The 15,642-nt window shown below is 41.1% G+C and carries 10 protein-coding genes and 3 tRNA genes; 4 read left to right on the top strand and 9 right to left on the bottom strand.

Annotated elements, in window-relative coordinates; genetic code table 11:
- Positions 1–51 precede the first annotated feature (51 nt).
- Together ACFE90_RS12835 and ACFE90_RS12840 are read right to left on the bottom strand one after the other, a co-directional pair.
- A complete protein-coding gene (locus ACFE90_RS12835) occupies positions 52–270 on the bottom strand; it encodes a hypothetical protein (protein ID WP_375501019.1) in 219 nt (72 codons plus the stop codon).
- 65 nt (positions 271–335) lie between these two features.
- The gene (locus ACFE90_RS12840; protein WP_375501021.1) at positions 336–2,678 is read right to left on the bottom strand and encodes a CHASE2 domain-containing protein; all 2,343 of its coding nucleotides are present in this window, start codon (positions 2,676–2,678) and stop codon (positions 336–338) included.
- A 739-nt stretch (positions 2,679–3,417) separates the two neighbouring features.
- On the opposite strand from ACFE90_RS12840, the gene ACFE90_RS12845 reads away from it, so the two are divergent.
- Both ACFE90_RS12845 and ACFE90_RS12850 read left to right on the top strand, forming a co-directional pair.
- Positions 3,418–3,939 (top strand): NYN domain-containing protein, encoded by a 522-nt coding sequence (locus ACFE90_RS12845; protein WP_041565194.1) that lies wholly within the window; start codon positions 3,418–3,420, stop codon positions 3,937–3,939.
- 95 nt (positions 3,940–4,034) lie between these two features.
- Positions 4,035–5,639, top strand: a complete 1,605-nt coding sequence (locus ACFE90_RS12850) for a 2-isopropylmalate synthase (protein WP_375501023.1) — start codon at positions 4,035–4,037, stop codon at positions 5,637–5,639.
- A gap of 278 nt (positions 5,640–5,917) precedes the next feature.
- Here ACFE90_RS12850 and gorA read toward each other — a convergent pair whose 3' ends face one another.
- On the bottom strand, positions 5,918–7,264 hold the full coding sequence (gene gorA / locus ACFE90_RS12855) for a glutathione-disulfide reductase (RefSeq protein ID WP_375501025.1): 1,347 nt from the start codon (positions 7,262–7,264) through the stop codon (positions 5,918–5,920).
- Positions 7,265–7,548: 284 nt separating this feature from the next.
- On the bottom strand, positions 7,549–8,256 hold the full coding sequence (locus tag ACFE90_RS12860; protein WP_375501027.1) for an exonuclease: 708 nt from the start codon (positions 8,254–8,256) through the stop codon (positions 7,549–7,551).
- Between the two features lie 130 nt (positions 8,257–8,386).
- Between ACFE90_RS12860 and ACFE90_RS12865 the strand changes: the two genes are divergently transcribed.
- The gene (locus ACFE90_RS12865; RefSeq protein ID WP_375501029.1) at positions 8,387–10,693 is read left to right on the top strand and encodes a helix-turn-helix transcriptional regulator; all 2,307 of its coding nucleotides are present in this window, start codon (positions 8,387–8,389) and stop codon (positions 10,691–10,693) included.
- A gap of 195 nt (positions 10,694–10,888) precedes the next feature.
- Here the strand turns inward: ACFE90_RS12865 and ACFE90_RS12870 are convergent, their stop codons facing one another.
- From ACFE90_RS12870 to ACFE90_RS12885, 4 genes are all read right to left on the bottom strand, one after another.
- Positions 10,889–12,490: a TROVE domain-containing protein gene (locus ACFE90_RS12870; protein WP_375501031.1), complete on the bottom strand. Its 1,602-nt coding sequence runs from the start codon at positions 12,488–12,490 to the stop codon at positions 10,889–10,891.
- Positions 12,491–12,527: 37 nt separating this feature from the next.
- Positions 12,528–12,672: transfer RNA gene (locus tag ACFE90_RS12875), tRNA-OTHER, on the bottom strand.
- Positions 12,673–12,725: 53 nt separating this feature from the next.
- A tRNA-OTHER gene (locus ACFE90_RS12880) sits at positions 12,726–12,852 on the bottom strand.
- A gap of 49 nt (positions 12,853–12,901) precedes the next feature.
- Positions 12,902–13,031 (bottom strand) — tRNA-OTHER (locus ACFE90_RS12885).
- Between the two features lie 563 nt (positions 13,032–13,594).
- Between ACFE90_RS12885 and ACFE90_RS12890 the strand changes: the two genes are divergently transcribed.
- Positions 13,595–14,323, top strand: coding sequence for a hypothetical protein (locus ACFE90_RS12890; protein ID WP_375501033.1), 729 nt, complete (start codon positions 13,595–13,597; stop codon positions 14,321–14,323).
- Between the two features lie 153 nt (positions 14,324–14,476).
- Here the strand turns inward: ACFE90_RS12890 and ACFE90_RS12895 are convergent, their stop codons facing one another.
- Positions 14,477–15,637, bottom strand: a complete 1,161-nt coding sequence (locus ACFE90_RS12895; protein ID WP_375501035.1) for a quinone-dependent dihydroorotate dehydrogenase — start codon at positions 15,635–15,637, stop codon at positions 14,477–14,479.
- Positions 15,638–15,642 lie beyond the last annotated feature (5 nt).

The following is a 15,642-nucleotide window of genomic DNA, read 5'->3' on the forward strand; positions in this document are numbered from 1 at the left end:
CCCCTCCCCAATATATCGGCTATCCATTACCCACATCTTTTTTAAGATTGCTCAAAAGCAGACTGTGAGAGGATGACACAAGAGGGTTAGTCCACGAATTAAATCTTGCTGTTGGAGTAAAGATTGACAACGATGATGTAAAACATTCTCCAAATCGTCAAGTGTCTTAAAAGATTGATTAGCAATTGGTTCGTCAATTACAGTGTCAAGATAGTTAGTTTGGATTTGTTCTATTTCTGTTACTAGTTTTTTTCCAGACTTCTTGCTCAAAATAATCACTTTTTGTCTGAGATGGGTGGGGTTCTTTGATTATGGGTAATTTGGCGAACATCATATCAAGTAGTTTCTGAGGATGCTTCTGAGCAAGATTTTGTAGGAGCGCCTAAGTCATCTAAAGTATTCATTAATGAGTCATTCTGTAGCATCGGGTATCTGCTTGGGAAGTTTAAAATATCGTCAAAAGCTTTAAGCTCCTCAAGAGCCTGTGATGCAGACTGATATCGCTGTTTGAAGTCATCCAGCACCATTTTACTGAGAATATTAGCGAAGGAATGACTCACCTGGGTGCGATCGCTCCATCTTATCTCTCCATTAGCATCTCTAGGTAGCTCACGGGGTGCCATACCAGTTAAGGCTTTAATCCCAACCATGCCGACTGCATAGATATCACTACTGTAGTGGGGACGCCCAAAACATTGCTCGCTTGGTGCATAACCCTGAGTACCAATGCCAATGGTGAAGGGGTTTTGCTCTTGATGATCGGGCTGTTTTGTACTAACTTCTTTGACAGCCCCAAAGTCAATCAGAATCAGTTTACCGTCTGAATGTCGGCGGATGATATTACTGGGCTTAATATCCCGGTGAATCACATTGTTTTTATGGACAAATGTTAATGTTTGCAATAAGTCTCTGACAATTCTGATCGCTGCAATTTCCTCAATTGCTCTGCCTGGTGGCAATTCTTGATTTAAAGGATGACCAATTATCTGTTCTTGTACTAAATAAAATTCTTCATCTTCTTCAAAATACGCCAAAAGTTGCGGAATTTGAGGGTATGTTCCCAATTTTTCGAGTGTTTGCGCCTCTGAGTTAAATAAACGTCTGGCAAGTTGCAAGGCTTCTGGTTTGGTGTTGGCTGGTTTTAGTTGTTTGACAACACATCGCGGATTTCCAGGACGTTGGGTATCTTCGGCAATGTATGTTTCACTAAATCCACCAGAACCGAGAACTTTGACAATTCTGTAACGTCTAGCCAGGACTTTTCCTGATAAGGCTAAATCTCGTTGCTGGATTAGGTCTTGCAAGTCATCTTGTTGGCTGATAATCTCTTGGACAATGGCGGAAGTTTTATATTTCTGAAAAATACCTACTAATTGACGTTTTTTGATGCTTTCTCTCACTAATGAGGTTCCCAGATAGGAAAATCCAATCATAGCGATCGCAATCATTGGTACAGTAGTGGGAAAAATTAACTGACCATAGACAAATAACCCATAACTAATTCCTGCCCAAGTGCCAGACAGGGCGAGGCTATAGAGAAATCTATTGATAGTACGCTTGCGTCTGCTAATCATCAAGACTGTACTGCCAACTATAATTAGCACAAACAAACCTCGTAACGGTAGACTATTAATTGCTGGGGCGATCGCTTTACCTGACATCAAAGTTGCGATCGCATTGGCGTGAATTTCCACGCCCGACATGGGTTTAGCGCTGTTGCTAGCAGCGACTGGATAATAATCATTATTTAACTTATCTGTTGCACCAATCAGCACTATCTTGTCTTTGAAAACCTTTCCTTGCTGCAAATAGGTATTCCAGTTTTCCGGGTCGAGTACATGCCAAAAGGGTATTTGCTCAAATGTACCCGCAGACCCCCAAAAATGAATGCGATCGCCCTTTGGTCGGGGATAATTTACTTGTGTGGTCCTGATTGCTGCTTCATCAAAAGAGGGTAGCTTCTCAATAAAATTATCTTCAGCTAACAACTTAGAAAACTCACTCGCCAATCGATGAACTTTACCATCTGCCTCCAAGGGGAAATTAACTGAGCCAATGGACACTGACCCTGTATGAAACATTTGTTGTGGGTCAATCAGTTGCATAAAAGACCCTTGGTGCGTCTGGGAATTTTCGTAGACGGCTGCTAAGGTAACTTTGCTGCCATATTTTTGCAATACTGCCTGAAGTTGGCGATCGTCAGTAGCTCCATAACTACTTGGCGTGTCAAAAACGACATCTACCGCTACAGAACGGACACCTGCTTTGATTAACTTTGTGATTACCTGAGCATAAGCAGCCCTTTTATAAGGATAAGATTCCAGTGTTTCTAAGTAGGCATACCGTTTTGGATTTGTTTTATAGTACTGTGCGGGAACTGATATTGACTGATCGTCTATTGCTAAAATTACGATGTCTTCTGGAGGCAAAATCGGCCCACGCACCTGAAAAAAGGCAGAAAGCGCCTTATTTTCCATTAATTGAACCAATTCCCCACTAGAAGCACTCAGCACTGCTGCACCCATTGCCCAACCGCCAGCGAGAAGATGACCTAAGAGAACCATCCACCTAGACTGACGAGCCGATGCTGTTGACGTTACCTTTGTCGGTTTACTTGACAGTCTATTGGCAGCAGAGACATAGTTTTTAGTTAAGGTAGATGTAGGTTCTTCTGCCATATCGTGTTACTGATTGATTTAAGTCCAACACTTTTATTTATTCAGACCACGTTTTAGTACAAGCACATTGAAATAAGACTTAAATGACAATCTTATACATTTGTAAAGTATCTTCTATTCATCAACAAACTTTTATTGGCAAAGGTAGCCCCCAAGAGATTCCTACTCAGGTACTGCCCAAATTATTATTTTTCTGTTGAGTGAGTTACAACTAATGATTGTCTCACAGATTATAGCCGGATATACTTTGTCTCTGTAGTTGGTTGGGGCGAGATTTTACCCTAACCTAACCAACAAGTATGTTCTTAACTGGGGTTTTACCAGAAGCTGTCCCAAGGTTGTCTTCTGTCTTTGGCGCAATATTGGTACTCCCCACAAAGCGTATCCTTATACTGAAAGCTAAACCTATAGATAGGCATCAACTTATATCCTACTCTAAGCCTATACCATACCTCTTTAGGAGTAAAATTTAGTGTTATACAGTTATGAATGCTGTTACTAGTTCAATTTTATTGGTAGATTTTGATCACAGGGAGGCTCTTGCAGTACCGGAGGTGAATAAGGTTTAGCACCCAGTATCTCAACTCCAATGTTGCAAATGTTTTTATGCCTTGAAAGAGGTAGGATAAAAGCTACAGATGAAGAGTTAGTTTATAGATATTAGCAAACAAGGCATTTGAAAATTGCTATAATCTATTGTTCCATCTAAATTCATATATATTATTAGGTGTAAATTTGTATGGGTTCTCCAATGAATCGTCTGTCTATTTTTGTAGACGGAAACAATATGTTCTATGCTCAACAAAAAAATGGTTGGTTTTTTGACCCTCGACGAGTTTTAGAATACTTCAAACATGAGCAATCAGAAACAACATTAATTAATGCATTCTGGTACACTGGCTTAAAAGACCCACAAGATCAGCGAGGTTTTAGAGATGCTCTAATTAGTCTAGGATATACAGTTAGAACTAAAATTCTTAAAGAATATTATGATGATACCTCTGGTCGTTACTCGCAAAAAGCAAATTTAGATATTGAAATTGTTGTAGATATGTTTAATACAGTAGACCAGTATGACCGAGTAGTATTATTCAGTGGCGATGGAGATTTTGAAAGAGCAATCGAACTATTACGTTCAAAAAATACACATATTACAGTAGTATCAACAGAAGGAATGATCGCTAGAGAACTACGAAATGCTACTGACAGATATATAGATTTAAATGATATCAGAGATCAAATAGAAAAAACCGAAGGTTAATAGTCTTAGCAATTATTTACAAAAGTAAAAGTAAAATAAAAACTAAGGTTGAAGATATTTTGATACACAAGTAAAAATTAAACAACAAAGCGCAAATGACATATAAAACAGACCGAATCATCATTTTTGATACTACACTGCGAGATGGAGAGCAGTGTCCAGGAGCAACTCTAAATATAGACGAGAAGCTAGTTATTGCCAAGCAACTGGCGCGTCTAGGTGTGGATATAATTGAGGCAGGCTTTGCCTTTGCTAGCCCTGGAGATTTTGAAGCAGTCAGTAAGATTGCCAAAATTGTCGGAACAGAAAATGGCCCAGTAATTTGCAGTTTGGCAAGAGCGATTAAAGCAGATATTGAAGCAGCCGCAGAAGCATTAAAACCAGCAGTTAACGCCAGAATTCACACATTTATTTCCACTTCTGATATACATTTAGAGTATCAGTTGCGGAAGTCACGGGCAGAAGTGCTAGCGATCGCAGAAGAAATGGTAGCTTATGCCAAGTCCTTCATGACAGATATAGAATTTTCGCCGATGGATGCGGCTCGTTCCGATCCAGAATTTCTTTATCAAGTGTTAGAGAGAACGATCGCAGCTGGTGCAACTACAGTTAACATTCCTGATACTGTAGGTTACACAACCCCTAGCGAGTTTGGGGCAATCATTAAGGGGATTATCGAAAATGTCCCCAACATCGACCAAGCGATTATTTCTGTTCACGGTCATAACGATTTAGGCTTGGCAGTTGCTAACTTCTTAGAAGCCGTGAAAAATGGCGCACGCCAACTAGAATGCACCATCAATGGTATTGGCGAACGGGCTGGAAATGCATCATTAGAAGAATTGGTGATGGCGTTGCATGTGCGGCGGCAATATTTTAATCCCTTTTTAGGAAGACCAGAAGAATCTCAAGAATCCCTGACAAATATTGACACTCGGCAAATTTACAAAACCTCACGCCTAGTTTCCAATTTTACGGGAATGTTAGTACAACCAAATAAAGCGATCGTTGGGGCAAATGCCTTTGCTCATGAGTCTGGAATTCACCAAGATGGTGTGCTAAAAAATAAGCTCACCTACGAAATTATGGATGCTCAATTGATTGGCTTAACAGACAATCAAATAGTTTTGGGCAAACATTCAGGCAGAAATGCTTTCCGCACTCGGTTGAAAGAATTGGGCTTTGAACTGTCAGATACTGAGTTAAATAAAGCATTTGTCAGATTCAAAGAAGTAGCAGATAAAAAGAAAGATATTTCTGATTGGGATTTGGAAGCGATCGTTAACGATGAAATCCAACAAGCACCCGATTTGTTCCGAGTAGAGTTGGTGCAAGTTTCCTGTGGTAGCAACGCCCGCCCCACTGCTACAGTCACCCTCCGCACCCCAGAAGGTGAAGAATTAACCGATGCTGCGATCGGTACTGGGCCAGTAGATGCAGTTTACAAAGCTATCAATCGTGTGGTGAATGTGCCCAACGAGTTGATTGAGTTTTCTGTGCAGTCAGTAACAGCCGGTATTGATGCTATTGGAGAAGTAACGATTCGTTTACGTTATGAATCTAAAGTGTTTTCTGGTCATGCAGCGAATACAGATATCATTGTGGCATCCGCGCAAGCTTATGTAAATGCGCTCAATAGGCTGTATTCTGCGTTGCAAAGGCAGGAAAAGCCAGAGGAAGTATCTGTACAGAAAGTCTGAGATCGTGTCTGTCAAACTGCCCATAATACAAGTACCGCAACTTGTTTTTAGCTGATGCTAAAAAACTCCTTCTCGACTTTGGGAAGGAGTAAAGAACCCCACCCCGCGTGCTTTTAGGCGCGGGGTAAGGTTCTTCGGGTTTAATAAGTAATTAAGCAGACATAATATCACTCAGTTGTGTATACATAGCAAAAGCCTTGGTGGTTAGGACATCAACAGATGAAAAAACTTAGATACAAAAAGACTTTTCACCCAGTCCCCAGTCGCTTGCTATAATTTTAATTTAACGACAAAAATTCTTCTCCTGTCGTGGGATGAATGCCTATAGTTTCATCCAAATCTTCCTTAGTGATGCCTTTGCGAATTGCCACACCCAGACTTTGAATGATATCTGCTGCATGTTCACCCACCATGTGAGCGCCCAAAACTTGCCCAGAATCACCATTTAACACTAACTTTATAGTGGTTGGCTCATCCTGCTCGATTAGCCGATACAACAGTGGTTGGAACTGGGTGCGGTAGCATTGTACAGATTCACCAAATTTTTCCCGTGCTTTCGCCTCTGTCATTCCCACACTAGCCGCTTCTGGACGGCAAAAAACAGCAGTGGGTACATAATCATAATTTAGTTTTTGCGCCTTGTTGCCAAAAACTGTATCTGCAAAGGCAATACCTTCTGCTTTAGCCACTGGAGTCAATTGCACGCGGCTGGTGCAATCACCCACAGCAAAAATATTTTCTTGGCTGCTGCGGCTGTATTCATCTACTTTAATTGCACCATGTTCGCCAAGTTCAACATGGGCATTTTCTAAACCAAGATTCTTGGTATTTGGAGCGTAACCTGTGGCAACTAAGATGGTATCTGCTGTTATTATTTCTTGATTCTCACCAGTAATAGTTAACAACAAACACTCATCTGAGTATTTTATTTTAGCAACCGTGCTATTGGTGAATATCTTAATTCCGCGTTTAATCAAACCCTGTTGTACAGCAGAGCAAATATCATCATCAAACCCCGATAAAATCGTCCTGTCTCTTTCAATCACCGTCACTTCGCAGCCGAAAGCGTGCATCATGCTGGAAAATTCTACGCCAATGTAGCCGCCGCCAATAATTGCTAAACGTTTCGGCAGATAGGGTAGCTGAAACATCTCGCGGGATGTGATAGCGTATTCTATACCTGGGATTTTGGGCTTGAGGGGTTGTCCTCCCACAGCAATTAAAATTTTGTCTGCTGTAACTTTGCGTCCATCAATATTGATCGTGTGGGTATCGATGAAAGTGACATGTTGAGAAATTAATTCAATTCCAGCTTTTTGCAATTGCTGAAAATAAGACTGGTTAATGGTGTCAATATGCTGATGTACTGACTTAATAAATAATGTCCAGTCAAAGTATGTTTGGCAGTCACTCCACCCATAACTGTGCGCTATTTGATTTTGCAGGGCGAAGTCAGCTGCGTAGACAATCAGTTTTTTCGGAACACAGCCGCGATTTACACAAGTCCCACCGACGGATTCTTGTTCAGCAACAGCGACACGTACACCGTAACTAGCTGCTTTTTTAGCTGCTGCCAATCCCCCAGGCCCAGCACCAATGACAAACAAATCGTAATCAAATGTCATAAAAATCTGTTCCTTTTTGACTTTTTGGAAAGCAGAGCTATTTCATCTTTTATAGTTATTCACACAAAACTTAATCTACTGTCTTTGGGTGGACAATTTGGGATGAAACCAGGCTGATATCTAGCAGATTGCCACATTAATAGCAATTACATCCAAAAGGAACAGTGATCGCTCGATTCTTACTAAGTTATATTACATTATGTTACCAAAGAAGCATTTTGTCTATTCTACAAGGGGTAGATGTTTGCGACGCCGATAGCGAAGCGTTAGCGAGTCTTCGAGCGTCATAGCCCGTCGTAGACATTGCTTCGGGCGGGTATGCGATCGCACTTCTGGGCAGCAACTGCACTGAAGAAAAAATTCAGCCGATTAAGCCATTGATGCCAGATATGAATTAGCCTTGCACGGTCAAATTCAAAAATCTCTGCTTCTTCACCTGGCAAGGCTACGACAATCAGAGCATGGTTAATTTTGCAGTTAAAGAGGCGATCGCTATAATACCGATTTATTGCACCACCATAAGCAGCTAGTTGTAAAGGCTTGTCATAAAGCTTATCAATTCTCAGTTTTGGTTCCTCGGCTGTCGTCCATTCAATTAAATACGGAACACGTTGGTAACGGGCAACTAAATCAACTTTCCCGGCGTAAACTTCCTGATAGTTAGGCACAACTTGCTCAACCAGTTGAACATCGCTAAGTTGGTTTAGCACAGATTGAACGCTATCCCAGTAAGGCTGAATCATGCTGTTGTCAGGTTTGGGCGAGTAACCTTGCAAGTGTTCTTTAATCAACTGGTGCAAGGCATTTCCTCGGCGACGACTGTTAGCAGCAATTCGATTTGCTTCTGCATCGCCAACTTTATTGCGCCAATAGGAAAGGGCGGCTAGAGACTTTGGTGGCTGTGTCGCTTTTAAAACTGTGGTGACAGCAGGAAGAAGAACGCCACCATTGCCTTGATAGTAGCATCGTCCGTTGATGTAGGTAGATTTCATAAGTTGCGAGTAGTGAATTACTACATCAACTTTTGCGTTAGCCTAGTACACAAGTAATACACATACTGTGAGTCTTTGTGACTATATCGAGTACACAGATGTGTACTGTGGTTGTGATGCGCTAATAGTTATGAATCAACAACATTTCAATGCAGTGTTTAATCGCTTAACCAAAAGGCGGCGAGAGGTACTGCTGAAACTACTTGCTAATGAAAAAGATGAAGCGATCGCCAAATCTTTAGATATTCAGAAATCAACTGTCAGGAAACATCGTGAAGAAATTTGTAAGTTATTTGGTTTAAATAATGAATTTCCAGACGAACGCCGTTCAAAGCTTCCAGAATTAATCGCCCTATTTGCTAAGTACAAGCCTGAGTTATTAAATCGAAATATTTCCGAGTTACCACAAACTGAAAATTTCAGTGAAGATAAAACGATATCTGAAAATCGTGATTTTGTTGGGCGTGAGGATGCGATCGCACACCTCAATATGCTGATTGACCGTAATGCAAAAGCCATTGGTATTTATGGTAAAGGTGGTATAGGCAAAACAAAACTGGCTTATCATTACTTCGAGACTCAAAAGCTAGAGTATTTGGAACTTCAAGTAGGAATGCAAGCTCAGTACATCACTTCTGTAAAAAGCTGGGTAAATGATCAGCTACGTCATCAGTTTAAAGAAGAACCGCAGCAGGATTTTATGGGTACACTGGAGCAACTCAAGCGTAATCTTCAGAACAAACCAGTGGGTATACTGATTGATAATATTGAAACTGCATTAGATGAAAATGGTAAGTTTAAAAAAGACCATCTTGATTATTTAGAGTTATTTATTAGAGTTTTGAATGCTCCTACCGTTAAATCAATTACACTGATTACTAGCCGTGAGATACTTAACGAAGCTAAGTTGAGCTTTGTTGAGGCTTACCAATTACCAAAACTAGATGAGGATGCATGGCGGGAATTTTTTAGTAGATTTGATATTTATGCTAATTCTCCGGCTTTGAGTGCAATCCATAAAGCTTATGGTGGTAACGCACTATGTATGAAAGTTCTTCGGGAACCTATAAAAACAAAATATAATGGTGATTTAGAGGCTTATTGGCAAGACAATAAAGAATTTCTGTTAAAGGGCAAGATAAAAGATTTAATTGCAAGTCAATTTGACCGTATCCAAGATAATATTTATGCTTATAAGCTTATTTGTCGTTTAGGATTATATAACTATCAAAAAATACCTGATGTTCCAAGAATTGGAATGTTATGTTTACTTTGGGATCTAGGAGAAGAAGAAAAGCTACCTAGTATTGATTATTTGGAACATAGTCATTTATTAGAGTTCCGCAATGAAAGAGTCGAGAATATACCTGAGTTGTGGGAAAATGATATTTCTTTACATTTTCCAGCAGATCAAGGATGGATGTTAAATTTACAAAAGCTGCAAAATGAAGTGAAACTATCAGTATTTCGACCAGCAGGATACTCTCTACATAAAGTTATCTGGGAAGAAGCTAAATTTAGGCTTAATTTAAGCAACCAATCAATACATTATTTACTATTTTCCTTAAAAAATCAAGTGGATAGATTGCTAGAAGCATCTGAAATATCGCAAAAATTTTTAAATTTTGTATATCAAAAGCAGCAAACACTTTTTTGCAATTTTCCTTATAAAAAATCTTGTATTCGTTCTGCTTATATTGAACTAGCTATGGACATATATGGAAATTTAACTAATGAAGTTGATCCCAGATTTGAGCTAGAAAATGCAGGAACAAGTCATTTGATGGATATGAATTTATCTATTGAACTAGACATTAGTTTTGAAATTGCTCAGCACATCAATGGTATTCTTACATTCTTATATATTTTTGATCCAAAATCTCTATTTTGGGAACTAGGTAATATTAGTGATCTGAATGATATAGACTTTGCTTTAGAAATTTACCCTGGAATTAAACGTATTTTAACTCAAAAATTACAAATAAATCCACAGTTGCATGAAGCATTACAATATATTCAATCTCTTCTACCTGAAAATGTTGAAAAGATAGTTCTTGTTCGTAGTTCTTTACGTGTACCTAGACCTGAATTAATTCCAAGTAGTCGAATAATTCCAATTGTGTCCCTAAAAGAAATTAAGAATATTTGTGGCTCTCAGTTGCGTGGAAGTATAGAAAAATTTGAGAAATGGTTTCAAATTAATGGTCAAGAATGGCTTGACAAAATTGCAGAGGTAATGTCAAGTATTCCACATCTAGATATTAGCGCTGACTGGCAGTTTAGCGAACAAGAAAGGCAACAATTTAAAGAATACTATGATGCAAATAGGTTATTAGTTGATTGCCTCAATAAAGCTTCAGAAAAAGTTCGATCGCACATCGAAGACACCCTATTCTTACCCATCGCTGAAATAGAAAAACGACCATTCAAAAATTAAATCGCTTTCTTCTTTGCGTTAGGTAAAAATCAAAAACAAAGGCGGGTGCGGGGATTGAACCCGCTAATCCCCACATGGTGGAGACGTAACCGATAACCCTAAATTCTTCGGCCCCGAAAGGCAAGTTGCGAACAAGGGTAACCCGCCATGAAGTCTGAAGGATAAAGTGTTTCATCCTTTACCCTTCAGCAATATCTACAACTCACCCGTAGCTAGCATCTGGATAATCCGAGGCGTACCTGGGTCGAATCCTGCCAAATCCCAAGACAGCGAATCTTCTGGATCTACCAAAGTAATCTGGTAAGGTGTCAAGGTGACATACACCGCCTTGACGTTAGGATTTACCTTTTTGCGGTATTCTTTCAGCGCTTGACTTGGATGCTTATTTCCTGCCCAGCTTTCCGAGTCAGTCCAGAAGCAGACTACATCTGCCTTGAACTTATTCTTAATCATCCAGTCGTAAGCCACAGATGCATCCGTTCCACCGAAGTTTTGGTTGCTAGCTTTGCGAACCGCAGAACTAAAACTATCTTTGGCGGAAATATTTAATTCACGGAATTCGGTAGCAAAGCCGCGAATCATGTAGTTTTTCTCTGCTTTTGCTGTCACCAGTGCCATTGTAGTGGCAATTTCACAACAACTTAGTCCCATATCTGCAACCAAGCTACCCATAGAACCAGAAACATCCACGGCGTGCATGAACACTTTACCTGTGGGTTGCACAACATCAAAAGACAGTTCAACCGCCTTTTCTAAAATGTCTACAATCCGAGGAACTGGGTTCCAAGTTTTCTTACTGCGTCCTAATGTTCCACCAGATTGATAAGTTTTGAGTGCTTTCAAAACATCAATCGGATGGATGCGACCTTTACGCAGATGTTCTCTGCGATTAAGAACTGTTTCCAATTGCAGCAAATTTGCGTTTTCATCAGCTCGCAACACACCCAGTTCAGTTAAAGAACCCAAGTTACGTAACATTGCACCTATTGGCATTTCCTGAAATAGTAGCTGCCAAGCAAGCTGATCCATTTTGCCCACTGGTGCAGCCATTTCGTGGGTTAAGCGTCCTTGGGAAATCGCTTCATGGGTTTGGGTGGGATTCCGCTTGAGCCACTCATACCACCAAATCTGCGCTAACGCTTCTGAGGGGATATTTGCTGGCAATTCTTCCCAGCCTCTAACTACCCACTCAAATAGTTGACGATGATTTTCTGTAGGCGGTTTGACATGGAACAACCGCAATGCATCTCGGTGGGAGAAGCCTTGACGCTGTTGATATTTCAACAGTTGATAAGCTAAACCTTTAACATCTTCCCGTGAGAGCCAAGTTTTACCAGCTTCCCGCACTACTTTGCCAAATCCCCGCAGAGATTTGGTGTAGTTCAGCCATTCATAGAAGTGGCTACCAGTGCGGACAACTTGTGGGAAAATTTCACCAAACGCCTGTTTTGCTTCTGGTGCTTCACCCATTGATAGCAACACTAAAGCCAAGATAGGCGCACTGTTATTGATGGCGCGTCCATCGCTAGCATAGAGAATTTCTTCTGCTACACGACCGGGATTTTCGGCAACAGCTTGTCTGACAACTGTCACAAAATCCTCAGTTAATTCCTGTTTTCCAGCATAGTAAGTGCTTTTTGCTGTGCCAACTAACAAACAACGGCGCAGCATTTTCCAAATACCAGCATCAAACATCCAACCACCGGAACGTCCTTGAACCATTTCTGCTTCTCGTCCGGGGATAGGTTGATTTTGAGGTGTAGTTGTCTTGTTTTTAGTGAAAAAATTGTAATTCATCGTTTCATCTCCCGGCCCTTGCGGGCAAAAATGAAAGGTGGCAGAGCAGGAATCGTAGCTTGCTTCCCGTAGGGTACCTGCGACATCCGGCTTAAGAGGCGATAACCCTAATTCGTCGGCCTTCTCAGGCAAGGTATGAACAAGGATGTTTTTCGGCGCTCTACCAACTGAGCTATCTGCCACATGAAAATTTTGGATTTTGGATTTTGGATTTTAAATTTAATCCAAAATTATTTGGTGTAGCGGAGCAGGATTTGAACCCGCGACCTCTCGAACCCGATTCGATAACCCTAATTCGTCGGCCTTTGCAGGCAAGGGGTGAACAAGGATGTTTAGCGCTCTACCACTGAGCTACCCGCCACATGAAAATTCAAAATTCAAAATTCAAAATTCAAATTTTAGGACTAGATTTGGTGTAGTGGAGCGGGAATTGAACCCGCGACCTCCCGCTTGGCAGGCGATAACCCTCAATTCGTCGGCCTTTTCAGGCAAGGTGTGAATAAGGATATTTAGGCGCTCTATCCACTGAGCTACCCACCACATGAGAATTCAAAACTCAGCATTAAATTTGCTGTAGCGAAGTAGGATTTTTACCTACACCTCCAGAAGTTTGATCGAGGGTGTTTTATTTATATACGATAACCCTCGATACGTCGGCCTTTCCGGGCAAGGTGAGCGCTCTGCCATTTGAGCTATCCGCTACTGGTGAAAGCTAACTCCCTCATGAAAGTTGACTTGTATTATTAATGTAGTATATGTATTATCTATTGTCAAGGGTCTAGGAAGCTAATGCAAGAATTATTGCTTTGGAAAGAAAAGTCTAAGCGGTACAAGCAAGCCGTCGCCCAGAATTTCGGGAGGATATTATCTAAGATGTATTGCGATCGCTCTCATCAAAATCCTCTTGTTTTCTCTGGTAAAAAACTTTTGCGCGATCGCAGACCAATCTTAGATAAGTTGCAGATTCAAAAGGTTATAACACTCACTAAGGAAAAGTTTTGCCGACAAATTTGCCACAAATTTGCCAAAAGATACAAAAAAGTGTCCTAATTTTTGCCAATATAGATAGTATTATTTCCCAAAATTCACTTGGCAAAAATCGGCATGAGTGAGAAACCCATAGAAGATAACGGCAAGGCTTTTCTCGTTCTACTTTTGCCCATCTCGTTCTTGATTATTTTCCTAGTTACCACTTGGAGATTTTTACTGGCGCTAATTGTTCTGGTAATTGGCTTCAAGCTTTGGCAGGAATATCAATGGCAACAGTGGACTCATCGAGTTAACCCAATTTTTCATCAGTTGGTTCGGGAAAATCAAGGCAGACTTACGCCAATGGACTTGGCAATGAGGGGCAATTTTCCTGGAACGACGGCAAAACGCTACTTGGATAGTAAAGCCTCGGAATTTGGCGCTAGTATAGTGAACTCCGAAGATGCGGGGCAGTCTTATTACTTTATAACTGCCAGCATTCTCGGCAATATTCTTGATAGTAGTGAGCCTGTTAAAGAACTTCCTACTCAACCAGTTACTAAAACTGCGCGTTCGCTCCTAGCACCACCACTAACAATCCCACAGGAGGAAGAACCAGAAACTGAATCACCACCACAGCTAACCCATGAGCCAGCTAAACAATCGCTGGAAAAACAGTTAATTTTTGGCTCCCTCATTCAATCTGAACTTGCCAAACGGCTAAATGTCTATTCCAGCACGGTTTATAAACGGCGAAACGATCCAGAATTTCCTGAATGGAGCCGCAGCAAAGACCCTGATGGTATTGCCTGGTCATACTCGGAAAAAACTAAGGAGTTTTTCCCAGTGGAGGAAGAAGGTTGAAGGAGGCAGGAGGCAGGAGGCAGGAGGCAGGAGTAGCAAATCATCCCTTTATTCGACCCAGGATGATTTGGCAGCCCTGGACTCTTGTTCAGTGCTGTTGTCTTAAACCCTTGCTCCCTCTGGTCGCAGCATTTCTATAGAGTCCGGGCAGTCTTACTCCTGCCTCCTGCCCTCTGCCTCCTGTCTTCGTTGATTTTTGAATTCTAAACCCACAGCTTCGTTGATGGAGTTTAATTCGCTTTGTTCTACCTTGGAAAGCAAACCTGTTAGAATCTGGCGTACCATCAGTGGGCCTTCGTAAATCCAGCCTGTATAAACCTGGATCAAACTAGCACCAGCAGTAATTTTCTCCCAAGCATCTTCAGCAGAAAAGATGCCACCAACGCCAATAATCGGGATTTGTCCTTGGGTTTGCTGCCAAATAAAACGAATTACCTCAGTGGAGCGATCGCGCAATGGTTCACCGCTAATTCCGCCAGCTTCATCCTGGGGTGATTTGCCTGTTTGGTCAATCACCTGGGTTTTTAGTCCATCACGGCTGATGGTGGTATTAGTGGCGATAATTCCTGCTAGTTGGTAGGTTTTAGCAAGAGTTATGATGTCAGCGATCGCTTCCCATGATAAATCTGGCGCTATCTTGACAAAAATTGGCTTTTGTGTAGTATTTTCTTGTTGCAATAAATTTAATATGGCACTGAGCATAGAAGCATCTTGAAGCGATCGCAACCCCGGTGTATTAGGAGAAGAGACATTAACAACAAAATAATCTCCCAAATCCTTCAGTAAGCGAAAACTATCGAGATAATCGTGTGCGGCTGCTTCTAGGGGAGTTACCTTAGATTTACCCAAATTTATCCCTATGGGTATTGGCTGGGTTAACTTCTGCTTTTCCTGTGCCAAACGTGCTGCCATTGCTGCTGCACCACGATTATTAAAGCCCATCCGATTGAGAGCAGCTTTGTCTAACGGCAAGCGAAACAAACGGGGAGGTGGATTTCCCGGCTGTGCGTGAAAAGTTACAGTTCCTAATTCTGCAAAGCCAAAACCTAGGTTAGACCAAATGTTAGCAGCTACTCCATCCTTGTCGAAACCAGCTGCTAACCCTACCGGATTTGGGAAGTTTAGCCCAAACAAATTTTGTTCTAGGCGTGAATCGTACAGACATAAAGATTTTTGTAAGCGTTGGTTTACCCAACTAGCAGGAGTTTGCGATAGCCAGCTAAAACTGCGAATCGTCTGCTGGTGTAACCACTCTGAATCGGCTTTTACCACATTGAACAAAAGCGGACGAATGGCAAATTTATAAATATCCATTAGCT

Source organism: uncultured Nostoc sp., assembly GCF_964245445.1.
Classification (GTDB): domain Bacteria; phylum Cyanobacteriota; class Cyanobacteriia; order Cyanobacteriales; family Nostocaceae; genus Nostoc.

Bases quoted from the DNA above. Each gene is read 5' to 3' on its own strand.
- ACFE90_RS12840 (WP_375501021.1), bottom strand. From the start codon at position 2,678: ATGGCAGAAGAACCTACATCTACCTTAACTAAAAACTATGTCTCTGCT.
- ACFE90_RS12845 (WP_041565194.1), top strand. From the start codon at position 3,418: ATGGGTTCTCCAATGAATCGTCTGTCTATTTTTGTAGACGGAAACAAT.
- ACFE90_RS12850 (WP_375501023.1), top strand. From the start codon at position 4,035: ATGACATATAAAACAGACCGAATCATCATTTTTGATACTACACTGCGA.
- gorA (WP_375501025.1), bottom strand. From the start codon at position 7,264: ATGACATTTGATTACGATTTGTTTGTCATTGGTGCTGGGCCTGGGGGA.
- ACFE90_RS12860 (WP_375501027.1), bottom strand. From the start codon at position 8,256: ATGAAATCTACCTACATCAACGGACGATGCTACTATCAAGGCAATGGT.
- ACFE90_RS12865 (WP_375501029.1), top strand. From the start codon at position 8,387: ATGAATCAACAACATTTCAATGCAGTGTTTAATCGCTTAACCAAAAGG.
- ACFE90_RS12870 (WP_375501031.1), bottom strand. From the start codon at position 12,490: ATGAATTACAATTTTTTCACTAAAAACAAGACAACTACACCTCAAAAT.
- ACFE90_RS12890 (WP_375501033.1), top strand. From the start codon at position 13,595: ATGAGTGAGAAACCCATAGAAGATAACGGCAAGGCTTTTCTCGTTCTA.
- ACFE90_RS12895 (WP_375501035.1), bottom strand. From the start codon at position 15,637: ATGGATATTTATAAATTTGCCATTCGTCCGCTTTTGTTCAATGTGGTA.